General features: G+C 40.3%; 20 protein-coding genes. 12 read left to right on the top strand and 8 right to left on the bottom strand.

The features are described 5' to 3' along the window. Window positions 1-200 precede the first annotated feature (200 nt). The 3 genes from QTN47_RS07790 to mtaB form a co-directional block, all read right to left on the bottom strand. Window positions 201-473: a hypothetical protein gene (locus tag QTN47_RS07790; RefSeq protein ID WP_369328786.1), complete on the bottom strand. Its 273-nt coding sequence runs from the start codon at window positions 471-473 to the stop codon at window positions 201-203. Between the two features lie 173 nt (window positions 474-646). Continuing rightward, complete coding sequence (locus QTN47_RS07785; protein WP_369328785.1) at window positions 647-937, bottom strand: hypothetical protein; 291 nt, start codon at window positions 935-937, stop codon at window positions 647-649. Between the two features lie 154 nt (window positions 938-1,091). Continuing rightward, window positions 1,092-2,366 (bottom strand): tRNA (N(6)-L-threonylcarbamoyladenosine(37)-C(2))-methylthiotransferase MtaB, encoded by a 1,275-nt coding sequence (gene mtaB, locus QTN47_RS07780; protein ID WP_369328784.1) that lies wholly within the window; start codon window positions 2,364-2,366, stop codon window positions 1,092-1,094. Between the two features lie 494 nt (window positions 2,367-2,860). Here mtaB and QTN47_RS07775 point away from each other — a divergent pair, with 494 nt between their 5' ends. The 7 genes from QTN47_RS07775 (at window position 2,861) to QTN47_RS07745 (ending at window position 15,364) form a co-directional block, all read left to right on the top strand. Continuing rightward, on the top strand, window positions 2,861-3,307 hold the full coding sequence (locus QTN47_RS07775) for a DUF4258 domain-containing protein (RefSeq protein WP_369328783.1): 447 nt from the start codon (window positions 2,861-2,863) through the stop codon (window positions 3,305-3,307). Between the two features lie 235 nt (window positions 3,308-3,542). Further along, on the top strand, window positions 3,543-6,788 hold the full coding sequence (locus QTN47_RS07770; protein WP_369328782.1) for a glycosyltransferase family 117 protein: 3,246 nt from the start codon (window positions 3,543-3,545) through the stop codon (window positions 6,786-6,788). Between the two features lie 70 nt (window positions 6,789-6,858). Further along, the gene (locus QTN47_RS07765) at window positions 6,859-9,558 is read left to right on the top strand and encodes a T9SS type B sorting domain-containing protein (RefSeq protein ID WP_369328781.1); all 2,700 of its coding nucleotides are present in this window, start codon (window positions 6,859-6,861) and stop codon (window positions 9,556-9,558) included. Between the two features lie 110 nt (window positions 9,559-9,668). Beyond that, a complete protein-coding gene (gene gmd, locus QTN47_RS07760; RefSeq protein ID WP_369328780.1) occupies window positions 9,669-10,736 on the top strand; it encodes a GDP-mannose 4,6-dehydratase in 1,068 nt (355 codons plus the stop codon). Between the two features lie 171 nt (window positions 10,737-10,907). Continuing rightward, window positions 10,908-13,427 (top strand): YfhO family protein, encoded by a 2,520-nt coding sequence (locus QTN47_RS07755; protein ID WP_369328779.1) that lies wholly within the window; start codon window positions 10,908-10,910, stop codon window positions 13,425-13,427. 27 nt (window positions 13,428-13,454) lie between these two features. After that, a complete protein-coding gene (locus QTN47_RS07750; RefSeq protein WP_369328778.1) occupies window positions 13,455-14,507 on the top strand; it encodes a glycosyltransferase family 2 protein in 1,053 nt (350 codons plus the stop codon). Between the two features lie 5 nt (window positions 14,508-14,512). Then, window positions 14,513-15,364, top strand: coding sequence for a glycosyltransferase family 2 protein (locus QTN47_RS07745; RefSeq protein WP_369328777.1), 852 nt, complete (start codon window positions 14,513-14,515; stop codon window positions 15,362-15,364). 12 nt (window positions 15,365-15,376) lie between these two features. Here QTN47_RS07745 and QTN47_RS07740 read toward each other — a convergent pair whose 3' ends face one another. Genes QTN47_RS07740 through QTN47_RS07720 form a run of 5 tightly spaced genes read right to left on the bottom strand, consistent with a single transcriptional unit; the run spans window position 15,377 to window position 20,867 of the window. Next, window positions 15,377-16,489: a glycosyltransferase family 9 protein gene (locus QTN47_RS07740; RefSeq protein ID WP_369328776.1), complete on the bottom strand. Its 1,113-nt coding sequence runs from the start codon at window positions 16,487-16,489 to the stop codon at window positions 15,377-15,379. 1 nt (window position 16,490) lies between these two features. After that, on the bottom strand, window positions 16,491-17,360 hold the full coding sequence (locus QTN47_RS07735; RefSeq protein WP_369328775.1) for a GDP-mannose 4,6-dehydratase: 870 nt from the start codon (window positions 17,358-17,360) through the stop codon (window positions 16,491-16,493). Window position 17,361: 1 nt separating this feature from the next. Beyond that, window positions 17,362-19,128 (bottom strand): methyltransferase domain-containing protein, encoded by a 1,767-nt coding sequence (locus tag QTN47_RS07730; RefSeq protein WP_369328774.1) that lies wholly within the window; start codon window positions 19,126-19,128, stop codon window positions 17,362-17,364. A gap of 20 nt (window positions 19,129-19,148) precedes the next feature. Beyond that, window positions 19,149-20,414 (bottom strand): class I SAM-dependent methyltransferase, encoded by a 1,266-nt coding sequence (locus QTN47_RS07725; protein WP_369328773.1) that lies wholly within the window; start codon window positions 20,412-20,414, stop codon window positions 19,149-19,151. A gap of 6 nt (window positions 20,415-20,420) precedes the next feature. Then, on the bottom strand, window positions 20,421-20,867 hold the full coding sequence (locus QTN47_RS07720) for a hypothetical protein (protein WP_369328772.1): 447 nt from the start codon (window positions 20,865-20,867) through the stop codon (window positions 20,421-20,423). A gap of 162 nt (window positions 20,868-21,029) precedes the next feature. Between QTN47_RS07720 and pdhA the strand changes: the two genes are divergently transcribed. The 5 genes from pdhA to QTN47_RS07695 all read left to right on the top strand — a co-directional run bounded on the left by pdhA (window position 21,030) and on the right by QTN47_RS07695 (window position 24,871). Continuing rightward, window positions 21,030-22,037, top strand: coding sequence for a pyruvate dehydrogenase (acetyl-transferring) E1 component subunit alpha (pdhA, locus tag QTN47_RS07715; RefSeq protein WP_369328771.1), 1,008 nt, complete (start codon window positions 21,030-21,032; stop codon window positions 22,035-22,037). A gap of 81 nt (window positions 22,038-22,118) precedes the next feature. Then, the gene (locus QTN47_RS07710; RefSeq protein ID WP_369328770.1) at window positions 22,119-22,823 is read left to right on the top strand and encodes a tetratricopeptide repeat protein; all 705 of its coding nucleotides are present in this window, start codon (window positions 22,119-22,121) and stop codon (window positions 22,821-22,823) included. Beyond that, entirely contained in the window at window positions 22,823-23,305 is a 483-nt protein-coding gene (ribH, locus tag QTN47_RS07705) for a 6,7-dimethyl-8-ribityllumazine synthase (protein ID WP_369328769.1), read from the top strand. The genes QTN47_RS07710 and ribH overlap by 1 nt, the downstream gene beginning before the upstream one ends. A 256-nt stretch (window positions 23,306-23,561) precedes the next feature. Next, window positions 23,562-24,284: a (Fe-S)-binding protein gene (locus QTN47_RS07700; protein ID WP_369328768.1), complete on the top strand. Its 723-nt coding sequence runs from the start codon at window positions 23,562-23,564 to the stop codon at window positions 24,282-24,284. Window positions 24,285-24,457: 173 nt separating this feature from the next. After that, window positions 24,458-24,871 carry an EVE domain-containing protein gene (locus QTN47_RS07695; protein WP_369328767.1) on the top strand — a complete coding sequence of 138 codons (414 nt, stop codon included), beginning with the start codon at window positions 24,458-24,460 and terminating at the stop codon, window positions 24,869-24,871. The last annotated feature ends 310 nt before the right edge of the window (window positions 24,872-25,181 follow it).

The following is a 25,181-nucleotide window of genomic DNA, read 5'->3' as shown; positions in this document are numbered from 1 at the left end:
CTATGCTCCCTTTGTGTTTTGGGAGTGCAAAGATAGGCGTGCAATTTATATCGCCAAATATTTTATTGATTTTTTTATTAATTATATTTTGATCAACGATAAATCAATGCATTATATCTGATTTCAGGTGCTAAAAATGAGAAGGCCGGTCACGCGGGACCGGCCTTCTTAAAACAATGATCTTATCCAGAAAGAAGTATTTAATCGTCATCTTCTTCATAATAGGCATCTTCATTACTGTAATACACTTTCATCCAGGCCTTTGCAACATCATCACTCAATAGCTCGATAATATCAAAAATGGGATCGGATTTCTTTTTCCATTCCATTTGCATGGTTTCCCCATATTTGATTATATACATGCTGGTGTCCGCAATTACCTTAACCTGAAGTAGTGTAAGTGCCTCCTGGTCCTTTTCCTGTACCAGGTAATAACATTCCGGTTCTAAAAGCGCATACGAATACATATTCAAACTCCTTAAGTTTTTCGTTCATTAATCATACTTGGGCAGGCTTTGAAACTGGATGGTTAGTATACCGTGATGGGATTAGTAAATGGGTAGAAAGCAAAAATAGGGTTATTGCCTTAATCATCAAAAGCTGGCAAAGAAAATTATTGTAAAGAATTTTTAACTATGATTATCAATTAGTTAAGCTGTACTGTTGGAAGTCTGTATAACTGGCTGTCGTAAACATATAATTCTTCTATAGAATATGTCCAGTATTTATAGAGGGGCGATTTTGTGAGATACTGATCTACCTCGGTCTTGTTGTCTGCGGTAAAAGTTATCCAGATAGTCTGAGATTCCATGCTTACTGCATAACTCTCTATAATATTTTTATTGATAAGATAGTTGATGTAGGTACGATGCGGCGGAATGAAAGTCATAAACTCATCGTCCATTTCGAAATGTATTATAGCCTGAAACTTTTTCATTGATCCGTGTTTAATGTAATGATGCGGGGCGGCTTATTATTTCATATACATACGTATACAAAACTTAGTGAAGATTGTTACGTGTGTTATGTTTTTCCTAATAATGGCCGACTATCTATTTTAAAAAACAGCAGGCAATGTTACAATATCAGTTTTAAATGGTCCAGGGCATTACTTTATTGGTCCATTCGTCGTTATAAGGAGCGCTTATTCTTATGTAGTTGTCTGTATAACCTTCCATCATACTGTTCTTCTTATGATCTTCAAAAAGTACCTTTCGTTCTTGTCCCAGGTGCTGGTTGGTAAAATACTGCATCTTCATGTAACTGAGATTGCGCAGTTGTTTATTACGCTCGTGCCTTACATTAACAGGAACAACGGGTTTAATATCTAAAGCTCTGGTATTGGCCCTTTCAGAATAAGTAAATACATGGAGATAGGAAACTTCAAGCGAATGTAAAAAATCAAAAGTATCCTTGAAATCTTCGTCAGTTTCGCCCGGAAAACCAACAATAACATCCACGCCTATACCACAATGAGGCATAAGCTTTTTTATCAGCTCGACTCTTTCCGCGTACAATTCGCGCTGGTATCTTCTTCTCATCAGCGCCAGAATTTTGTTGCTGCCGCTTTGTAACGGAATATGAAAATGAGGCATGAATTTGCTGCTTTCCGCAACAAAAGAAATGATATCGTTGGTTAACAAGTTAGGCTCAATAGACGAAATGCGATAGCGCTCGATGCCATCAACTTTATCGAGTTCCTTTACAAGGTCAAAGAAGGATTCTTCATGTTTTTTGTTGCCATCTGGTCCCTTGCCAAAGTCACCCAGGTTAACACCAGTTAGTACAATTTCCTTTACACCACTCGTGGCAAGCTTTTGAGCATTTTTAACCGCATTTTCAATGCTATCGCTTCGGCTCTTCCCCCTGGCCATCGGAATGGTGCAGAAGGAACAGCTATAATCGCAACCGTCCTGAACTTTCAGAAAAGTCCTGGTACGGTCATTCAATGAAAAAGACGCGTTAAAACCCGTAATCTCTTCAATGTCGCAACTGCTTATTTTGGTGGAATCGCCTTTTGACAATTCCTTAAGATGCTTTGTGATGTTGAATTTTTCGGCAGCACCCAAAACCAGGTCAACACCGGGAATTTCGGAAATTTCCTTAGGCTTAAGCTGCGCGTAGCAACCCGTTATAACGACCAGGCTTTCAGGGGATTTGCGTTGAATGCGTCTGACTATCTGCCGGCATTCTTTATCCGCATTATCTGTTACGGAACAGGTGTTGATCACATATACATCTGCCAGATCGTCAAATTCTTTCTTTTCGAAACCATCTTCCTCCAGCATGCGCGAAAGGGTAGAAGTCTCCGAAAAGTTTAATTTACAACCTAATGTATGAAATGCAACTGAACGCCTCTTTTCCATAAGTCGGCAAAGATAAGACTTTATAAAAGACCGTAAGACATGTAAGACAGTAAGACCGTAAGATGGTAAGACCGTAAGATGGTAAGACCGTAAGATGGTAAGACCGTAAGATGGTAAGACCGTAAGACGTGTAAGATTACAAAACGGGTAGATATGTTAAGGAGATAAGATTGAGAAGAGGAAGGGGATAGACAGTAGGAGATCAAGACAAAGATAGTACTCAGTAAGGGAGGATGTGGTCTTTTAAAAATAGGGTTGAGATAGAACGACAGGACGCTAACTAAGATTTTGAAATAATAACCTGTATCAGAACAGTTTGATTGTCTCGTTTGTAAGTATCTGAAGGGGCGCTAGCCGATGGGATAAATTATGGTCAAATTCCCCAAAAAAATCACCAGGACCTTTCCTGACTTTTGCAGATCTTATCGGGCATTGGGCGCCCAAAAGCTTATTGCTGATTGCCAATAGCTCAAAGCTTTTCCTATCTTGGCGGAATGAATACCAAAAAAGTACTGCCCCTTATGCTGCTGGTGGTTTTGGCGCTGATCACGGTTTTTATACGGAAATGCACTAATCCCGCAAAACCCGATAAACCGGCTACCGTCACAGATGGGGGCGATTATAACTCACGCGGTCTCAATAGAGAGCCCACTGCAATAAACTATTCCAAACACGCACGCTGCCGCATGGAATGCAGGCATATTGATGAAGCTGAAGTGATTGATATTTTGCACAATGGCAAGATCAATTACCGGAAGAGCGATCTAAAAGCTGCCGAGTGTAAAAAAAGATATGCGGTGGAAGGATATAGTAAAGATAATCAACATTTGAGGATCATTTTTGCCCCTTGTCATACCGAAATAACCGTAGTAACGTGCATTGATCTCGGTAAAGAATGGGAGTGTGCATGTGGAGAGCCGGCTGAAATGAACGAGCAATAGCGCAACAAATATGCTGTAAATAAAGGGCTTGAGACCGGTTTGCAACTTGTTTTTGCGGGTTAAAAAATGGCGCTTGGTGATTTTATTTTAAAATCTATTCATAAATCTAAATTGCCATTTTTGCAATTCGTTAGTTTACATTAGGTTTGCCCGTATTTTAATTTAACCAAAAACCAAATATGAATGTCACGACGGGACATTCATGTAGTGAAAGCTAATTTTAAACAATAAAAGGATGAACTTTAAAAGGATTAATAACATTACCGGTTGGGTAATTTGTTTGATCGCATGTACTGTTTATGTTCTTACCGCCGAAGCAGGAGGCAGCTTATGGGATTGCGGCGAATTTGTGAGCAGTTGTTTCAAGGTACAGATTCCTCACCCTCCCGGAGCCCCCTTGTTTGTATTGTTAGGGAGGTTCTTTATTATTTTGTTTGGTGACAACCCTATGACTGCAGCCAAAGCTGTGAATGTAATGAGTGCCTTAATGAGCGGTTTTACCATCCTTTTCCTCTTCTGGACAATTACACACTTTGCACGCAGAATTGCACAGCCTGTAAGAAACGCTGAATTAACTTCTTCTCAAATCTGGGGTATCATGGGCGCAGGTATTGTTGGTGCGCTTGCTTATACTTTTAGTGATTCTTTCTGGTACAGCGCTGTTGAAGGTGAGGTGTACGCTTCATCATCTTTCTTTACAGCAATTGTATTCTGGGCCATTCTTAAATGGGAACATACCGCCGATGAACCAGGTGCAGACAGATGGATCGTTTTGATATTCTTCCTGATGGGTTTATCTATAGGTGTGCACTTGTTAAACCTGTTGACCATTCCGGCGATTGTGATGGTTTATTACTTTAGAAAGAGAGACCAGTTTAATTATACGCTGGTCCGCAAATATTTTATCTGGTGCGTTGCAATTGGTGGCTTTCTTGCGTTTGTGCTGGCGCTGATCGGCGCAAATGGTGACGCTGTTGAAGGTGTTGCCATGGACGGAACTGTCGGTGGATTGATGATCCTCGGAACCATTATTGCCATTGCATTGCTGTATGGTGTTGAAAAAGTGAACAAAGAGAAAAAAGAATACTATGGTGGTACATATATCTTTTTTGCAATTAGCTGTATCATTACCGGCATTGTACAGGTCGGTGTAATTCAATATTCAATTAAAGGAGCGGGCGCATTCGACATATTCTTTGTGAATAGCCTTGGAATGCCATTCTTCTCCGGGTTTATTTTCTTTTTTATTCTTCTTGCTGCAGGTATCTGGTTTGGATTGCGTTACGCAGCCAAAAAAAGCTGGCCGTATTTGCGTCTTGCATTATGGTGCCTTGCATTTATGCTGATTGGATATAGTTCTTACCTGACAACGATGATCCGCAGTAATGCAAATCCGTCTGTGGATATGTATAACGTTGATAACCCAATGAGTCTTGTGGGTTACCTTGGTCGTGAGCAATATGGTGATTTTCCAATCCTGTACGGACAGAAATTTAATGCGCAGGCTGTTTCTTACAGAGAAACTTCAACCAAGTATCAAAAGGCGAAAGATAAATATATCGTTATTGGCAAAGACGGTCATCCGATCTACGCTTCTGAAGATAAAATGGTTTTCCCCCGTATGTGGGATGCAAGCAATGATCAGCAGCATGCTGATTACTATGCAATGTTCATGAACATCGGCAAAATGAAAGATGGTACATATGAGCGTGGTCCCGATTTCATGGATAACCTGAAATTCTTTGTCAGCTACCAGAATTACTACATGTATATCCGTTATTTCATGTGGAATTTCAGCGGTAAACAAAATGATGTTCAGGGCGTATTTACAGGCAATGTAAGAGACGGCAACTGGATCACCGGTATACCTTTCATTGACAACATTTTCTATGGCGATCAGTCATTGATGCCAGATAGCCTGAAACACAATAAGGCACACAACACGTTATTCGCATTGCCATTAATACTTGGTATCATCGGATTCTTCTATCAGTTTAAAAGAAGAGGCGACGATGGTTTTGTAAACTTCCTGTTGTTCTTCTTTACAGGTTTTGCCATTGTTATTTATCTGAACCAGGCAGGCTTCCAGCCACGTGAACGTGATTATGCTTACGTAGGTTCATTCTATGCCTTCGCTGTCTGGATCGGTCTTGGTGTATTGAAAGTAAAAGACTGGTTAGCAAAAGCGGTTAATCAAACTACCGCTTCGGCAATCGCTACTGCGGTGTGTTTGTTAGCAGTACCGGTAGTAATGGCGCAGCAGGAGTGGGATGACCACGACCGCAGCAAGAAAGAGCTGGCAAGGGATCTTGCAAAAGATTACCTGGAAAGTTGCGATCAGAATGCTATCCTTTTCACATTCGGTGACAACGATACTTATCCTTTATGGTACGCACAGGAAGTTGAAGGCATCCGTCCTGACATCCGCGTGATCAACACGTCACTGTTGGGTATTGACTGGTATATCAACCAGTTACGCTACAAAGTGAACAACAGTCCGGCTATCGATCTTTCCTTAACTCCGGATCAGATTGAAGGTAGAAATCGCGATTATGTAATGTATCGTCCAAAGCCTCAGTTCCCGGAGAACAAATACTACTTCCTGTCTGATGTAATGAGTTATATCCGTAGCAATGATCAGGACAAAGTAGAGGCAAGAGGCGATGATATTTATCACACATTCCCTGTTAGAAAAGTATCTGTGCCAGTAGATGTGAATGTTGTAAAAGCAAACGGAACAGTAAATGCAACTGATAGTGTTTTAAGCGAAGTAAGATTTGAAATACCACGCGGTGCATTGATGAAAAATGATCTCGCTGTGCTGGATGTGATCGCAGCCAACAAATGGAAACGCCCGATTTATTTCACACAGAACTATGGTGAACTTGGATTTGGTAACTACCTGCGTAAAGATGGTTTATCCTATCGACTTGTTCCAGTTGCCGGGGATTATTTCAATACCAATAAGATGTTCGACAATATCATGAAAAAATTCGCTTATGGTAATGCCGAGTTGCCAGGTGTATATTTTGATGAAGAAAACCGCAGACATCTGAATACAATTCGCCGTGCACATGCAGAAAGCGCATTGGATCTTTCTTTCAAGAACAGGAAAGAAGATGCTAAGAAAGTACTTGAAAAGGCAGATAAGATGATGCTGCAGGAAAACTTCCCTTACGGAATGGCATCACGCGGAAATGAGCATAACCGTCTTTCCATGATCTTTATGGAAGCCGCGTACAGGGCTGGCGATAACGCTTTAGCTTCTAAAGTATTGAACAGTGTAAGAAAAGACTTGCAGCAGCAGATGAAGTTCTACAACTCGCTTACTGGCGCCAAGGCAGATAATATGTCTTACGACAAGAGCAACACAGCTAAAATGCTCCAGGATCTGGACGAGTACGAAAAAGAATTTAATAAGCAACCCGCACCTTCTTTGGAAAGTGGAGGAGAGATAAAAGTGGATACGGGAAAGAAATAAAAGAAAAAAGCGGTCTGAAAAAAGGCCGCTTTTTTATTTAGTGTAAATTCGGTCTGATTTTTTAAACAACATGAACACCAAAACTTACGGCACCCTAATCATTCTTAGCTTTCTTGTTAATCTGTGCAACTATAACAAAGCCCACGCCCAGGCTTCTTTTGAAGCTCCTGATACGGTTTGCGTAAATACACCGGTTACTGTAAAAAATACATCGCCGGGCGGCAAAAGCTTTTATTGGAATTTTGATCTGGCTGATATTAACCGGCAGCCTGAAGCAGTTAATTTGGGCAATCCCGGTGGAACATTATCGTGGCCGGTTTTTATGGATATGGTTGAGGATAATGGAAACTTTTACGGCTTTGTAATAGATTTTGATATCGGGAAATTGATAAGGCTTGATTTTGGCAATAGTATGTTGAATAATCCTGTAGCCGTAGATTTAGGACATCTTGGCGGAGTTTTGCCCTCCGTTTCAGGCACAGAAGGTGTCCAAATTATCAAAAATGAAGGAAAGTGGTATGGATTGATCGTAGGAGGATCGCCTGCTGCCGGTACTATTCCCAGTATCACCAGGGTTTCCTTTGGGACTGATATAACCAACCCTAATCCGGTTGCATTTAATTGGGGTAATATTGGCGGGTTGCAACAGCCGATCGATCTCTATGTCTTTTCTGACAACGGACATTGGTATGGATTTACTACAAGTGCAGAAAACAATACAATTACACGTTTCGACTTTACAACCAGTTTTGAAAATACACCAACGGCAGAAAATCTTGGCAATATTGGTGATTTAAATTATCCGACAGGAATCTATGCGATAAACGACAAAGGAAGCTGGAGCGTGTTTGTAACAAACGGAGGAACCTATATAAATGGAACCAATGCGTCGCTTTCAAGACTTGATTTTGGAAACTCCCTTTTAAATCAACCTACAGGCGTAAATCTTGGAAATCCCGGCGATTTGCTGCATGAACCAAGGGATTTCAACCTGCTCAATTTCTGTGGTCAGTTTGTTGGTTTTGCCGTAAATGGGTACACGAGAGATATAGTAAAATTTGATTTTGGAGATGACATCAAAAGTCAACCTTCTGCAATTTCACTTGGCAATATCGGAGATCTGGCAAGGCCACACTCAATTTCAAAGCTTTTCAGGGTTGGCAATGAAGTGTACGCATTTATAACAAATGTTGCCAATAACACAATTACGCGTTTGAGGTTTGCGAGCTATAACGGTGCTGACGTAAGTACTTCTACATTACGCCATCCATCGGCAGTCAGCTATTCTAAACCTGGCATTTATAATATTAATTTATTGATAGATGAGGGGTTGCCCTCTCAATCATCCTTTTGCAAATCGATTGTAGTTCTTGACAATTTAGGCATCAAAAATATTGATACCGCATTTTGTAAAAACGATAGTCTTGTACTCAAAAGAGATCCGATTTATACAAATTATGAATGGAGCACATCCACAACTGACACTTCGATTACTGTAAAGAAAGCAGGTAACTATTGGTTGAAATATGAATACTATGGATGTACGGGGCAAAAATCGTATAATGTTAAGGAAAATTCACTGCCCGCCATATCGCTGGCTAATGATACATCTTTTTGTAAAAATGAAACACTATTGTTAGACGCCGGTGCTGGCAGAACAAAATACCTCTGGCAGGATGGAAGCGGCGGCCAACAATTTTTGGTGTCGTCTGCCGGGAAGTACAAAGTAGTTGTTCAAGACGAAAACTTATGCACGAATACTGATTCGACAACGGTTACTTATTTAACGTCTCCTACAATCTTAATGATGACGGATACAACGGTTTGCGGCAATCAAACCATTCAGTTACATGCTTCCGGCGACGGAATTTATGAGTGGACTCCGGCCACTGGATTAGACGACAATTCCACTATTAATCCCCAAGCATACATAGACAAGACGATTACGTACACTTTGACGGTAACTGCGACAAATGGTTGCGCTTCGCGGGATTCGGTAACAGTTACCAATAAGCCCAAACCGACGTTTACAGTAAGCCCCAATGTTTCAAATATCTGTAACGGCGATTCAGTCTTAATTACCGTAAAAGGGGGTGATGTTTATTACTGGACCTCTCAAAATGATGTTGTTGATAACCCTGCTGCGGAAAATAATATCGTTTCTCCAGGGAATAACACCGTATATGAAATAACGGCTACTGATACGGCCTGCAAAGTCACGGAATCGTTGTATGCCACTATAAATTTGAAGGAAAGTCCACACATTTCCATTTTAAAATCAAATGACCTGGATTGCTCAACAGGTGAGGCTACTCTAACGGCACAGGGCGCATTATATTATTCCTGGAACCCATCTGAAAATATAACCAAGGTTTCAGGCAATAAAATAATAGTAAGACCGCTGGAAAATACCACTTATTATGTAAAAGGAAAGGCATCTAATAATTGTGAAAGCCTGGATTCCGTCGTTGTTAAAGTTGTTACCAACACAGCTCTGAATGGCAATTTTATGCCAACTGCTTTCACGCCCAACGGCGACGGTCTTAACGATTATTATGGCTTAACCAAATGGGGAGCTGTTCGTAACCTGGAATTTTCAATTTACAACCGGTGGGGGCAAAGAGTGTTTTACACCACTAATCCAGGCGCTAAATGGAACGGAATCTATAAAGGATTACCACAACCCTCAGGAACATATATCTACGATATAAAAGCTAAAACACTCTGTGGAGATGCTATACGAAAAGGAAGTTTTGTGCTTATAAAATGAGCTAACCCCTAGTCATATAAGAAAAAGTTATTTCGTATGTACATTTTTCAAGAAAGTTGGTACTTAGCGTTTAAGTACTATTTTTGGAGCCTTTTAAGAATAGGAAAATTATGAAAACAGCGTTAATAACAGGGATTACAGGGCAGGATGGAGCTTATCTTGCTGAATTGCTGCTAGAAAAAGGATATAATGTGCATGGTATTAAACGCCGTAGTTCATTGATGAATACAGACAGAATCGATCATCTTTTCTTCAACGATAAGTTAGCTGACAGATTCCATCTTCATTATGGCGATATGACTGATTCTTCAAGCATTATAAGAATTATTCAGCAGGTTCAGCCAGATGAAATTTACAACCTCGCAGCACAAAGTCATGTGCAGGTAAGTTTCGAAACTCCCGAGTATACAGCAAATGCTGACGCGATTGGCGTTTTAAGAATATTGGAAGCTATCCGCATTTTAGGGTTGACAAAGAAGACTAAATTTTACCAGGCTTCAACATCTGAACTTTACGGAAAAGTGCAGGCTATACCTCAAACAGAAACTACTCCTTTTTATCCAAGATCCCCGTATGGTGTTGCTAAATTGTACGGTTACTGGATTACAGTAAACTACCGTGAAGCTTATGATCTGTTTGCGATCAATGGAATACTTTTCAATCACGAAAGTCCGTTGAGAGGTGAGAGTTTTGTAACAAGGAAAATTACCATTGGTGTAGCCCAGATAGCGCTTGGGATCGAAGACACACTATTGTTGGGTAATCTTGACGCAAAAAGGGACTGGGGGCATGCAAAAGATTATGCAGAAGGTATGTGGTTAATGATGCAGCAGGAAAAACCCGAAGATTTTGTTTTAGCAACAGGAATAACTACTTCTGTAAGGGATTTTGTAAAAATGGCCTTCGGAGAGATAGGTATAACGCTTGAGTTCAAAGGAATAGGAGAAGAAGAGAAAGCATATGTTGCTTCATGCAGTAATCCTAAGTATCAGCTTGAAATTGGAAAATTGGTGGTCGCAATACATCCGCGTTATTTCCGTCCGGCAGAAGTTGATCTTTTAATAGGTGACGCGGCAAAAGCAAAAACAAAATTGAACTGGCAGCCGAAATATGATTTACCCGCATTGGTAAAGGAGATGATGGCCGCTGAAATGGAATACCAGGCAAGAAAAAAATAATTAAACCGATAATATTAGTAAAAAGAGTTATTTGCTGGTTACATGCGAATAGCTCTTTTTTAGTATGAAACATATCATTTTTTGCCCAAAATATTTCTCTTAAAAATAGAGTGGAAGAGAAATTTTGCAGTGAAATAACCTTATTTTGCCAACTTGTAAATATAATATTCCATGAATAAGACTTTTTGGGAAAAGATAAAGCCTCATGTTTTCGCTATAGCAATCTTTTTGGTAATCTCTTGCTTTTACTGCCTTCCTGCATTAAAAGGCCTTGTTGTAAATCAGCACGACATGGTTGGCGCTAAAGGAATGGCCCAGCAGTCGATCGATTTTAAAGAAAAGCATGGATATTATCCCTTGTGGACAAACAGTATGTTTGGCGGTATGCCGGCATTTCAAATATTGGTGGAAGATAAGAACCACATTTCGGTTAGCATGCTTAGCTATGCAATTAATTTTCTGCCGCAACCTGCGAACTTATTCTTTATTGCGTGCGTGTGTTTTTACATATTAGGTTGTACACTCAACTTTAAGTTTTGGATCAGAATATTCGGTGCGTTGGCTTATGCATTTTCATCATACAATGTAATACTGGTACAAGTTGGTCATATAACAAAATTTGCGGCAATGGGGTATGCTCCGGCCGTTATAGCCGGCGTTATTTTATTGATTCAACGACGGTACTGGCTCGGGTTAGCGGTCTCGGTCATCTTCTGGACGCTTTTCATTGGACAGAACCACATGCAGATCGTTTATTATTTCTTGCTGATACTTCTTTGCATCGGTGTTGCTTACCTCATCAAGACATTCAAAACAAAAGAATTCAAACATCTCTTTCTCTGTGCGATATTAATCGCGGGATCAGCAATTTTAGGTTTTCTCGCAAACTCGGTAATTACATTTACCACATATGAGTATGCCAAGGAGACCATGCGCGGTGGAAGGTCAGAGCTGGCAACAACAGCAAATGATAACAACAAAACAAAAGGGGGGCTTGATAAAGATTATGCCTTCATGTGGAGTTATGGAGTAGGTGAAACAATGACGTTTGTATTACCAGCTTATAATGGAGGTGGGTCGGGACCTGCAGAGCTTGGAGAAAATAGTAAGGCCGTAGAAGCCATGCAGAACGCTTCACTACCTAACGAGGCGATTAATTATTTCTATCAATACATGTCCTCTTATTGGGGCAATCAGCCAAGTACGTCAGGGCCGGTTTACCTTGGAGCAATTATCTGTATATTGTTTATCGCTGGTTTAGTATTTGTCCGTAGCTGGCATATTGGCTGGATTATTGCGGCAACCATCGTTGGCATAGTACTCGGATGGGGTAGCAACTTCTCATCGATTAACTATTTTCTGTTCGATCATTTGCCGATGTATAATAAGTTCCGTGCGCCTTCGATGGCAATGATCATTCCCCAGTTTACATTTTGTCTGCTGGCTGCAATGGCATTGCAGGAAATGTTCTATGGAAATTTAGATAAGCAGGTATTTTTCAAGAAACTGAAATTGACCGGCGTGATCACCGGTGCTGTTGTTCTCGTGCTTATTGTTACATACTTCAGTTCTGATTTTATGGGAACCAGGGACAAACAGGTTAATGAGTTGATTTCCGGAAGCCTGGCTCAGATGTATAGCCAGGGAAAAGCTCCTTCACCGCAGGTAAGTCAGCAGGCAACCCAGGTGGCCAAATCCATCAGCAACGGCCTGGTAGAGGATCGTAAAGGACTGTATGGTAAAGATCTTCTTCGTTTAATTGTTTTGGTTGCAATATTTGCTGCGATAATATGGCTTGTATATCAGAAAAGAATCAAGACTGAATACGCACTGATCGCTATAGTGCTGCTAAGTTTCATTGATCAGGTGAATGTGGATCTGCGTTATTTGAATAGCGATCATTTTGTTACGTCTGATGATTTCCTGGGTAGCTTTGCATTAAACAGGGCTGATACACAGATTAAGCAGGACACTGGTTATTTCAGGGTATTCGATCAAACTGCCGGCAGTCCATTTGAAGATTCCCGTGCATCTTACTATTTCAATTCAGTAGGCGGATATCACCCTGCAAAACTTGCATTGTATCAGGATTTAATAGAAAATCAGCTTTCCAAGGGCAATATGCACGTTTATAACATGTTGAATACAAAATATTTCATCATGTCTAACCCTGCAGACAGGCAGCCGATAGCACAACAAAATCCCGGAGCACTTGGACCGGTTTGGTTTGTTAAAGACATCCAATACGTAAATAACGCCAATGAGGAAATGAAAGCTTTGGATTCTTTAAATACTGCGGATAGTGCTGTTGTTGATAAAAGAGAACAAGCCAAGATCACATTTAAACCGCAGTTTGATTCTGCTGCTTCAATTAAGCTGGTTAAAAATCTCAATGATGAAATAACCTATTCATCTAAATCATCTGCTAACCAGTTTGCGGTATTTAGCGAGATCTATTATCCACTTGGCTGGCACGCGTATATTGATGGCAAAGAAGCTCCAATCGTAAAGACGGATTACGCCTTACGCGGATTGGCAGTTCCTGCTGGCGAACATACAATACAGTTTTCATTTAAACCTAAATCATACAGCCTGGCCAGCACCTTAAGCCTGGTTGTAGGATTAATATCATTTGTAATTATCGGGCTTTGTATCTGGTTCGAAATGAGGCGTAATAAGCATATAGCCTAATATTTGCCATGACAAAGTTTCGCAGTCTTGAATAATTTGGAAAAAGAACACATTTCAGTTGATGTAAAGAATTTGGATCTGACAATTATTATTGTTAATTACAAGTCATGCAAACTGGTTACTGATTGTATAGAAAGTGTTTACAGGGAAACCAGCAGGCATAGCTTTGAAATTGTCGTGGTCGATAATGATTCGGGGGACAATTGCAGAGAGGTTCTATCAGTTTCGTTTCCCGAAGTAAAATGGTTGCAGATGGGTTATAATTCCGGATTTGCAAGAGCGAACAATGCGGCAATCCGGATCGCAAGAGGAAAAAATGTACTGTTATTAAACTCAGATACAATTGTACTGAATAGGGCATTGGACAAAGTACTTGATCTTTTCGAAAAAGATTCGCAAGCTGTCGCCTGCGGTGTTCAATTGCTAAATACTGACGGAAGTCATCAGATTTCAGGTGCTCATTTTGTAAAAGGCGGATTCAACTTTCTTCTTCCTCTTCCGTACCTAGGCCGTTTTATAAGATACTGGGGATATAAGTTGAAAACACGTGTGCCTAGTATTACTAGCGTACAGGAAAAAGTATCTGTCGACTGGATTGTTGGTGCATTCTTAATGGCAAGAAGTGAAGTAGTGGATAAAGCGGGTTTGCTTGATGAAGATTTTTTCATGTACGCTGAAGAAATAGAATGGTGCAGCCGGCTCAGAAAACAAGGTGATATGTATTTATATGGTGAACCGCAGGTAATTCACTTAGGTGGCGCTACCAGTGGAGACTATTACGATACAACGGAAAATGAGAATGGCAAGAACCTGTGGAACAAGAAGGGGAGGCAGGTAATGCTATCTATGATGGTTCGGATCCGCAAGCAATATGGTGTTTTCTGGTTTTTAATTATGCTTGGAATTTTTATTGTTGAGATTCCAATCTTTGCAGTTGGAGTTCTAATTGAAAAAATATTCAAGCGAAAAGTCACATTCAGCTGGAAAAATCTTTCAAATTATATTGAGAATCTTGGATGTGTTTTTAATCATTTTACCAGGATTATTAATAACAAACCCTACTTCTATAAAACGGGTTAGCAGGTATGCAATTATCTATCATCATTATCAATTACAATACGTTTGAACTTACTTGTAGATGCATTCAATCTATCTATGAGAAGTTAACCGATTTAACGTTCGAAATCGTGTTGGTGGATAACGCTTCTATTGAATGTGACCCGAGACTGTTTAAAGAGAAGTTTCCTTCAATTAAATTGATTGCAAGTGAGACAAACACAGGTTTTGCGGGAGGGAATAATCTGGGGATTAAAAATGCGGAAGGAGAATATCTGCTGTTGCTTAACAGCGATACGGAATTGATTAATAATGCACCCAAAATTTGTTACGATTACATAACTGCACATGCCGGTGTGGGAATGGTGACTTGCCAATTAACATATCCGGACGGACGAATTCAGCACAATTGCAGGCGTTTCAGAACAATAGGGTGGGAGCTGCTGGAAGTAATACCTCTATACAAACTCTTGTCTAAAGAGAAACAGGCTTCTTTGATGCTTCATCGCTATTTTGATCATCAGAGTTTTATGCGGTGTGATTGGGTTTGGGGTACATTTATGTTGTTTCCTTCCAAAATAGTGCAACAGCTTCCCGGACAAAAGCTGGCCGAAGATTTTTTCATGTATTGTGAAGATGTTTTATGGTGCTGGCAATTCAGACAGCTAGGCTATGAGGTTGATTTTTTACCGGATGCTAAAGTGATGCATATCCACAAGGGAAGTTCCTCCAGGGAACGATTATACCAGGTTAGGAAGATGGGAATTAAAAATCACGCGACTTTCATGAAGAAGTTTTATCCTGACTGGCGCTGGTATGTGTTTGCAGCAATTTTTTATACTAAACAATATGCTGCACTCTGGTTATCTAACTTAAAATAAAAGGTGGCCTTGTTACTTGTGAAGTATTTTCTTTCTAACAGTGTTTTGTATCAGCCGGAAAGGGAACATTAGAAACCCTGCAAGTACTTCTCCATAAAAATTCAGACGGTTGCCATAAACTTTCTTATTAACCTCTACGTGCTTTGCGATCGCTTTAAAGTTCAGATAACACAACAGGTTATACACGATGAACCGCGTTGTTTTAAAATGTAGCGGGAGTGGCCGGCTGTATTTTATTTTGGCCTGTTTAAAATCTGCAAGACTTTCTTTTGCGCAGGCAATGATTTCATTTTTGTCGAAATGAATCAACTCTATCAACTTATCGGTTGGGAAATTGAATCGTTCAAAATCCCTCGAAATCGCGTTAACCCATTTGGTTTTAGCATTGATTAATTGAACCATGGGTAATTGCTTTCCGGCGTCAGATGTGCTGATCCAGGTGATTCCACTTGAACAACCAAGCAGCATGGTGCAATGATGCGTTAGAGCGGCAGTTTCTCTAAAAGAGAGAGCACTACCATCAATAATTGCAGTTGTCGGATGATCTATTTTGATTGCTGAAGATAAAATAATGGCCGTGTCTGGCACCTGCACGATATTTTCCGCAATCTCTATGGCTATCTCTTTTGTGATGGGTATTTGCTTGCTTAACGGTGCAAATTCAAACAGGATGACATTTTTATACAACGAGAGTTGATGCTTTTCGGCGAACTGTTTTGCATTTTCAATCTCAGCGTCATAAAGCCTTAATGACGGTTGTATGGGAACTGTTATTGGCTTACCATAACTCTTCAAAATAGCTGAGCGAATGGAGCCATCATAATAAGCCTGATTATCATCAATGATGTTCGTAAAAAATACTTCATCCCATTCTCCTTCGCTCTTGCGACGTAAGATGTCTTTCTTAAATGGTCTGTAAGTAGACACTTTATCCTTGATTACAGAGTTAACCTCCATAATCTCGTCAACATAAGGATTGTTATCAATAATAGTTTTACAAAATGATGCGACGGCCCAGGTGAGATGGCATCCCGGGCAGTCTGTTTTTATCTGTCGCGCAACAGCAGTAGCATAAAGGCAATCCCCGTTTGAATACAATTGAACTAATAATATTTTTTTAGCCATCTTACTTGTGTAGCATCATTTTGGTCAGTGCTTCAAAACTTGTTTCAGGTTTCCAGCCAAGGGAAAGTATAGTGGAAGGATCAGAAATTAATTGCCTGTAGTCTGCTTTAAAGCCATCTTTCAATTGAACATGATTTTTCCAATCCTTGTTTATAATATCGAAACAGGTTTCAATATATTCCTGGATGGAATAGCCAAGTCCTGTTCCCAGGTTGGCTTCAAAAACTTCGTCTTGTTCAACCAGCGTCCAGATCGCTTTTACAATATCACCTGCAAAGCCCCATTCTTTTTTTACTGAGGGATCGCCAATAGTAATGATTTTTTCTTCTCCTTTTTCAATAGCCAGTACATCCGCTGCAATCATTTGTGCGACGTGTCTTGAGGTTCTTCGTGGACTGTCATGGTTAAAGAAATATCCCACATAAGCCTTGATTCCCAACATGCGAAAATACCGCGCAGCGTAAACTGACTGAATGCGACAAACAGAGTAAGCGTCCCTGGCTTCAAATTCATCAGTTTCCTTAATCGGTAAGTCCCGATTTTTGAATTGAAGACCACTGCCTGATATAAAGACTTTTGTTAGCGGAGAATGCGACTTTACCGCTTCAAGAATATTCAGTGTTCCGGTGCTAATGGTGGAATGATTTTCAAACAGTGTATCGTGTCTTGTTGTCGAGTTTGCTGCAAGGTGAAAAATATGATCAGGCTTGTATTCTTTAACAAGCGCTTTTACATCATCCAGGTTGGAGATATCAACGCCTGAAGCATTGTTTCTACCAATTGCTATGACTTCAACGGCTTCGTTTTGCAGTAATTCCGAAAGGTAATAACCGTCTTGTCCGTTAGCTCCGAATATTACTGCTGTTCTCATGCTATTTATTTTTTCTCACAACAAAAGTGGCAAACGTGTACTGGTATTTTCCCAGGTAATTGAAGTCAGGGTTAGGACAATCCCATTGAGGTTCGCCTACCAGTTCACATCCGGTCATCAAAGGCAACAACCTTTCTTTCAAATCTTTTTGCGTATATAATCGCGCATCTACTTCGGGTTTGAGATCGCCCGGTTTCCATTGGTCCTTATAATCGCAAGTGATCACTGCCACACCACCTGGCTTAAGCAAACCATTGATGCAATCTATAAAAGACTCGTCATCTGGGTCGTGCTCAATAACGGAAGTGGAAAAAACGATATCGTAAGATTGATGGATTGTTGTTGGCTTTGTATAATATTCCTGAAGAAAGTAATTAAGCACCGGGTCAATGTCTTCTATTTTATAGCCCATTCTTTTCAACGACATTGCCGCGGTATCCTCATAGCTACCGACACAGAGTATTTTCGGAGAAGAATATTCCTGGATAAACCTGTAAACAGTATCAAACACAAATGCCTGCTGAACATTTGCTTCAGCAATCTTTTTAGCCATTGTAAGAGGCACAAGATTAGTCAACGCATCAATTGCCGGGCTATATAACTGTCTAGCCTTATTATCGAGAATTCTATTTAGCGGCTCATCTCCATTCAATTTAATAGGATGATACGAAAAGCTCGAATCTACAGACATAGTATCTTCTGATGCTGCCTTTGTATTTCGAAGCCAGCTAAAATTTTTTTGCTGTAAGCCAAGTGCTGCGCGCACCGCGGTTTTAAATTTCTTAAAACCCGACACTTCCGGTTGAAACTTTTTAGCTTCTTCTTTTTGTAAAACAGAAGCTATAATTCTATTATATTCCCAAATGAGGTTTTCTGCGTCCCAATTTCTTTTTAATTCAGCTAATCCACTGGCATCCTGATTCATTATTTCTTTAATTCCTTTTTCTCCATAAACAATGGAAGGTTCCAAAGAATGCAAATGCCTGAACATTAAGCTGTCAGAAATGGCTAAAGGGCGGCCAACAGCTAACGCATAATCAACCGTGCTTGACAAGCCTCGTCCAAATTTGTCCTGATATAGAAATACGTTTATAGAGTTTTGTGCCAGGAAATCCAGTATACCTGCTTGGGAAAGAAAATCATGCGTTACCACCAGTTTTATTCCTGGCTTGGTGATGATAGCTTTGCATTTTTCAACAAGCTCTCTTGCTTTGCTTCCATCTTTATCGCCAAAATCTGCAGAAGGAATATTGAATCGTATTACAGCCTCATCGAATTCATGTTGAACGCCTTTCACAATGTCCTCAAACCCTTTGTTTGGTGTAGCAAAACCAAAACTGCCTATGACAGGAACTTCAGGTAATGCAAATTTGTTTTCATAACCAGGGACCAATCTGCCGGTTTTAAAAACAATCGGGTTCTTGAGCAACAGTGTAGGATCTGCTGCAATATGGTAATCAAATAGTTTATTAGTAAGATTGTCTGCAATTTCCTGCGTTACCTCATGCACAATTCCAATTTGTGGAACCGGAATGTTTCGTATTGCATTTTTCGTAACCCAGGGCAGTGTAGACGGATGATAATTGTAAATGATAGCGATCGGCGAATGTTCCGCAATCGCAGAATTCAGGTCACCCATATTGCTGCACTCAACATAAACAAATCTATTGAGCGTTGACTTGCTCAGTGCATTGCCTATATTGTTGCCAAATTCGTGTACACCACATTGTAAATTAGCATGCGATACAAAAAGTACCGTGTTTTTCATGTTGTTGATCGTTAATGAGTTTATTTTTTTACAATCTCAATTTTTGGCAGCGGGAAAATAAAGCCGGTGCCTTTCTCAATTGCTTCTTTTTCTCTTTCTACAAACTCTTCTTTAAAGTGCCATGGCAGTACAAGGTAATAATCCGGGTTCATTGCACGGCTTTCGGCTTCGCTTATTATAGGAATATTCGTGCCAAGAGTCATCGCACCATATTTATCCGGATTTCTTTCAGCTGCATAATCAATGAGTGTATGGTCTATATCACACCATTGGAGTATGGTATTTCCCTTTGTTGACGCGCCGTAAATATGAACTTTTTTGCCTTCTTTCTTAAAGTTTACAAGCAGATCATGCAATTCAACTTTAATTTTATTGATCCTTTCGGTAAACGCTTTATAAGGTTTATCAGTATCCAGTTCAAGGTCAAATTCAGCATGCCGTGTTTCAGTGATCAATTTTTGATCTTCAGCATTGTCGTATCGTGTGTTGGTATCATGCGTTGCATAACATCTGATACTGCCGCCGTTGATATCGTTAAATGCAATTTTGAATATTTTCATTCCGGCTTTCCTCAGAATAATCTCCAGCACAGCTAAGCTATAATATTCAAGATGTTCATGACAAATGGTATCGTATGAGTCAAGCTTTAGCATTGTTGGCATGTAAGACATCTCAAAAATCCATATCCCGTCTTTTGATAAAAGATCTTTAATGCCTTTTACAAAATCAACCGGACTTTCCAGATCATAAAACATAGCGATAGAAGTGATGATGTCAAGCTTCTTGCCGTTTAAAACTTCAACTATTTTTTTTGACGGAAAAATGTCCTGCACAACAGAAGTATTTGGAAGTTTGATCTCCTGAGCCACGTCGGATGGATCAACACCATATTTAAATACATCATCATTGTAATTGCTGAGAAGAGTACCGTCATTACAGCCTATATCCAGTACGCTAAGCTCTTTTTTAGTTGCAACAATAGATGTTACAGATTCAACAATACCTTTTAAGTGGTTGCGCATGGTATTGTTGGTTCCTGAACGGTACCAGTAGGCTGCATATAATATTTCAGGAGGTACACTGTGTTCCATTTGTAACAGACCGCAGGCGTTTTCGTCCAGCTCGGGGTTGCATCTTACGATAACACAAGGTATTTTTCTTGTGGATGGCATTTCTTTCCCTGGCTTAATGAATGAACCCTGTAAATATTGTTCACCAAGATCTATTGCCGGAGTTAAAGAAGCGGAACCGCAAACACGACATGTCTTCCTTGTTCTTATATGCATATATGTTTATTTCTTTAGTTTTTCAGATATAATTGTGGCGAATTGCTGGTTAATAGCATCAATACATTTGTTACGCTCAAGATTAAGTATAGCTAATTTTTTTACTACAACATCCTTTTCTTCAACCGGTACCTTCTCAAATTCATACACTTTTTCCTGTTCGTGCCAAAGGCGGCAGTTAACATCTGCCAACTGATAAAACACTTCGCCAATGGCTCCTGTGACTTCAGCTACTTCATTACCCTCTTTTTTAAATACCTTATTTGCTGCAAAGCTCATTTTTTCAACCGGAATGTTTCCGCTAACAGCATCAAAAACATACTCATTTATTTCTTCCTGAAGCTGAATGCATTGTGTATGCAGGCTTTTCAGACGCTCTGGATCCTCAGTATGATACTCCTTGAGTTTTACGATCGTCAGTTTATCACAAAGCATGCCTAAAGTTTCAGCCATAAGTCAATAAATTTGAGTGGCGAAAATATTATATTCTGCGACATGCCCTTAAAAAATACTGCAAATGTTAACAAACCACCATATGATATTTTAAACTCTCCCAAACCTCTTTTTCATATTTGACATATTAACTCCTATATTTGCCCCTCAAATTTTAATAAAGTGCCTACAAAGTTCTCTAAAGAAACTTATTTATACTGGTATGAGCTGATGCAGCTAATTCGCCAGTTCGAGTTAAAAGCGGAAGAAATGTATAAAATGGCCGGTAAAATTCGTGGCTTTTTCCACGCTTACGTTGGCCAGGAAGCTATCGCCGCCGGTTGTATGACTGCTACACGCCAGGAGGATCCATTTATCACTGCTTACCGCGACCATGGTCTGGGTCTGGCTAAGGGTATGTCTCCTAACTCTTGTATGGCTGAATTGTATGGTAAAGCAACAGGTTGTGCTAAAGGAAAGGGTGGAAGCATGCACTTTTTCAGCAAAGAACACTATTTCTTTGGCGGTCACGGGATCGTAGGTGCTCAGATTGGAGCTGGTGCTGGTCTTGCATTTGCAGAACAATACAGAGGCACTGATAATGTGGCTTTGGTTTTCTTTGGTGATGGCGCTGCCCGCCAGGGAATTCTGCATGAGACCTTCAATCTTGCCATGATTTGGAAATTACCGGTGATATTCATTTGCGAGAACAACAACTACGCAATGGGTACTTCGATTGAAAGAACTTCAAACGTTATTGATATCTATAAACTGGCTGATGCTTACGAAATGCCTGCTGACAAAGTAGATGGCATGGTTGCTGAATCAGTTCACGATGCGGTTGCACGCGCTGTAAAAAGAGCAAGAGAAGGCGGCGGACCTACTTTGCTGGAAATGAAAACCTACCGCTATAAAGGTCACTCTATTTCTGATCCTCAGAAATACCGTACCAAAGAAGAGGTTGACGAATACAAAGCAAAAGATCCGATCACACTTGTTTTGGATACGATCAAAGAAAACAAATTCGCTACAGATGAAGAGATCGCTGCCATTGATGAGCGTATCGGAAAAGTAGTTGAGGAAAGCGTGAAATTTGCTGAAGAAAGCCCATGGCCGGATGACAGCGAAGTGATCAAAGACGTCATGATGGATCAGAACTATCCGTACATCATGGATTTCCAGGGAGTTTAATATTTAAAGCTTGCCAAAGGCATTCAAAAAATGCCTTAAATGAAAACATTTATCAAACACAAAAATTAATTAGCACTATATATGTCTGACAAGAAAGTGCACGAAGTAGGAGAGGAAATAACTCACGACCCGTTATTACAGGTTAAAGGATTCTGGCAGAGATTCCAGAAACCGGTTTTGGGTGTAGTTATTGCCGCAGCAGTTGTTGGTGGCGGATTATATTATTACAAAAACAGCGTTGTAGGTCCGAAAGAGGAGAAAGCAGCAGATGCTATTTACAAGGCTCAGGAGTATTTCAGCGTCGATTCATTGCAAAAAGCATTGGATGGTGACGGTATTGGCAGCAAAGGTTTTGTTGCTGTAGCCAAAGAATATTCAGGAACAAAAGCTGGTAACCTTGCTGGTTATTATGCAGGCATTTCATATCTGCGCCTTGGACAGTTTGATAAAGCTGTTAAATACCTGAAAGACTTTTCAACTGATGCAAAACAAGTGCAGATGATGGCATACGGAGCATTGGGTGATGCATACAGCGAACAGAAAAAAGTTGATGATGCTGTTAGCGCCTACAAAAAAGCGGCAGAAGCATTTGATAAGGACGAAGTGAACGCTTCAGAATACCTTTTCAGAGCAGCGCTTTTAAGCGAGAGCAATGGCAAAACTGCTGATGCTTTAAAGCTGTACAAAGAAGTAAAAGAAAAGTTTCCTAATACAGATAAAGGCTTTTTGGCTGACAAATACATCTATCGTCTAAGCATTGAACCAAACGAATTGAGTGTAAAATAATGGCAACAAAAGGAAATAGCGAATTAAACAAAGGCATCCCTGAAATAAAGGATGCCTTTGTAGTTATAGTAAAAACAGAATGGAACGCCCACATCGTTAATAAGCTGGAAGCGGGCGCCAAACGTATATTGAAAGCTCAGGGAGCGAAAGTGAAAGTGATCACTGTTCCCGGTGCAGTTGAAATTCCCTTTGCTGTAAAGGCATATGCAGAAGGCTCTCAGCCGCTGGCCGATGCTTTCATTACGTTAGGAACTGTGGTACGCGGAGACACTCCTCACTTTGAATATGTTTGCAACGCTGTTACTGACGGAGTAACGAGCCTGAACCTGATGCTGGATGTTCCGGTTATCTTCGGCGTACTGACCGTTAATGACGAACAGCAGGCACTTGATAGGGTAGGAGGCGCTCACGGCCACAAAGGCGAAGAAGCTGCCGTTACTGCGCTTAAGATGATAGAGCTTAACAGGAAGTTGAGAAAGTAGTGAATCACATAAACTAAACTTACCGGCCACAAGTCTCGTGAGTCAGTATATATAGACGTTGCTCACTGAGGCGTTGGGTTGTTATTGCATCGATTGCATTGCTACTAGCATCGTCTGTTGCCACGCTCGCTTGTACTTTCGGTAACGTTACTCACCATGCCTCAGACTTCTTATATTTACGTATATATCTATTAGCATCAACCAGCTTAAGCTTATAGCTATAAGCTGACAGGTGATAGCTAAATCCGCAGTAATCATGAATGTAAGCATTTTCATACCTTGTTTTATAGATCAGTTATATCCGGCCGTTGCTTTCGACATGGTTAAAGTGTTGGAGAAAGCGGGCTGCAATGTTTCTTATAATACCAATCAGACTTGCTGCGGACAACCTGCCTTTAATGCCGGTTTCCAGGGTGAAGCAAAAGATGTTTGTACTAAATTTTTGAAAGATTTCGGGGATGCAGAATATGTTGTTGCTCCGAGCGCAAGTTGTGTTGGCTTTGTACGTAATTATTATGGTCAGTTGTTTGACAACTCATCTGTGCACAATGAGGTGAAATCACTTGGAGAAAGAACTTTTGAGTTCTCCGATTTTATGGTCAATGTACTGCAAGTGGATAATGTAGGTGCAAGATTGAATGGCAAAGCCACATATCATGATAGTTGCGCAGCTTTGCGTGAATGCAAACTTAAAAAAGAACCACGGCAGCTGTTAAGCAATGTGCAGGGACTTGAGCTGGTTGAAATGAATGATGTGGAGACCTGTTGCGGCTTTGGTGGCACATTTGCTGTAAAATTTGAGCCGATAAGCATTGCGATGGCTGATCAGAAAATCAATAACGCAGTTAGTACAGATGCTCAATATTTGATTAGCACAGACATGAGCTGCCTTATGCATTTAGGTGGCTACATAAAGAATAAGGGTGCCAATTTGCGTGTTATGCACCTGGCTGAAGTGCTGGCAAATGGATGGGAATAAAAAGGCTTAAAGCCCAAAGCTCAAAGCCTAAAACAAGTTGAGTTGTAAGTTGTACGTTCCACATTGTATGTTAAGGGGCGACAGGGCATCAACAGATTTTTAAACATGACTAACGACACATTATTTAAGCTCTGAGCTTTAAGCTTTGGGCTTTACGCTTAAAAATATATTCTATGGCATACTGGCTTGTAAAATCAGAACCTTTCAAATACAGTTGGGAACAATTTGAAAAAGACAAACTAACCTTTTGGGACGGCGTTCGCAATTACGCTGCGCGGAATAACCTCAAAGCCATGAAAAAAGGCGATGAAGTGTTATTCTATCACAGCAACGAAGGGCTGGCCATCGTGGGTATTGCAAAAGTAGCCAAAGAACATTACCAGGATCCAACAACGGATGATCCAAATTGGGTTGTGGTTGATCTGAAGCCTTACAAAAGAATAAAAACACCGGTTACACTTGCCCAGGTTAAGTCCGATGAAAGATTGGCGGATATGGCTCTTGTGAGACTCGGAAGGCTTTCTGTTCAGCCTGTTACTAACGAAGAATGGGAAGTAATTATGGAGTTGGGCGACATGAAGAAATAAACTTCCACTGAACAGATTCGACAGCGATAATCAAACACTTCAGTTTATACAAAACAAAGTCTGGTATTTTTTTAATACCGGACTTTTTTGATTTTAAGCTTATTGCAGGAAATGGCTATGAATTCTGCTTTAAGAGAGAATCTTCAAATTTGAATAATTCTCAGGAAGACATTTGCCAATGCAAAAAAAAGGGTCAAAAAAGGAGTATAAATAAGGAACTGTAATTAAACCAGGACAAAGATAATCCCCGGTTGCACTAATTGCAATAGGCGCACGTAATTTTTGCATTAAAACAACGAAGTCTGCCCTT

It is taken from the genome of Danxiaibacter flavus (genome assembly GCF_041060425.1).
Classification (GTDB): domain Bacteria; phylum Bacteroidota; class Bacteroidia; order Chitinophagales; family Chitinophagaceae; genus Danxiaibacter; species Danxiaibacter flavus.
The sequence above is the reverse complement of the archived record's forward strand: the minus strand, read 5'-3'. Positions and strand labels throughout refer to the sequence as shown.

Bases quoted from the DNA above. Each gene is read 5' to 3' on its own strand.
- QTN47_RS07720 (WP_369328772.1), bottom strand. From the start codon at position 20,867: ATGGCTGAAACTTTAGGCATGCTTTGTGATAAACTGACGATCGTAAAA.
- QTN47_RS07735 (WP_369328775.1), bottom strand. From the start codon at position 17,360: ATGAGAACAGCAGTAATATTCGGAGCTAACGGACAAGACGGTTATTAC.
- QTN47_RS07730 (WP_369328774.1), bottom strand. From the start codon at position 19,128: ATGAAAAACACGGTACTTTTTGTATCGCATGCTAATTTACAATGTGGT.
- QTN47_RS07745 (WP_369328777.1), top strand. From the start codon at position 14,513: ATGCAATTATCTATCATCATTATCAATTACAATACGTTTGAACTTACT.
- QTN47_RS07765 (WP_369328781.1), top strand. From the start codon at position 6,859: ATGAACACCAAAACTTACGGCACCCTAATCATTCTTAGCTTTCTTGTT.
- mtaB (WP_369328784.1), bottom strand. From the start codon at position 2,366: ATGGAAAAGAGGCGTTCAGTTGCATTTCATACATTAGGTTGTAAATTA.
- ribH (WP_369328769.1), top strand. From the start codon at position 22,823: ATGGCAACAAAAGGAAATAGCGAATTAAACAAAGGCATCCCTGAAATA.
- QTN47_RS07755 (WP_369328779.1), top strand. From the start codon at position 10,908: ATGAATAAGACTTTTTGGGAAAAGATAAAGCCTCATGTTTTCGCTATA.
- QTN47_RS07740 (WP_369328776.1), bottom strand. From the start codon at position 16,489: ATGGCTAAAAAAATATTATTAGTTCAATTGTATTCAAACGGGGATTGC.
- QTN47_RS07770 (WP_369328782.1), top strand. From the start codon at position 3,543: ATGAACTTTAAAAGGATTAATAACATTACCGGTTGGGTAATTTGTTTG.
- QTN47_RS07710 (WP_369328770.1), top strand. From the start codon at position 22,119: ATGTCTGACAAGAAAGTGCACGAAGTAGGAGAGGAAATAACTCACGAC.
- gmd (WP_369328780.1), top strand. From the start codon at position 9,669: ATGAAAACAGCGTTAATAACAGGGATTACAGGGCAGGATGGAGCTTAT.
- QTN47_RS07700 (WP_369328768.1), top strand. From the start codon at position 23,562: ATGAATGTAAGCATTTTCATACCTTGTTTTATAGATCAGTTATATCCG.
- QTN47_RS07785 (WP_369328785.1), bottom strand. From the start codon at position 937: ATGAAAAAGTTTCAGGCTATAATACATTTCGAAATGGACGATGAGTTT.
- QTN47_RS07775 (WP_369328783.1), top strand. From the start codon at position 2,861: ATGAATACCAAAAAAGTACTGCCCCTTATGCTGCTGGTGGTTTTGGCG.
- QTN47_RS07725 (WP_369328773.1), bottom strand. From the start codon at position 20,414: ATGCATATAAGAACAAGGAAGACATGTCGTGTTTGCGGTTCCGCTTCT.
- QTN47_RS07695 (WP_369328767.1), top strand. From the start codon at position 24,458: ATGGCATACTGGCTTGTAAAATCAGAACCTTTCAAATACAGTTGGGAA.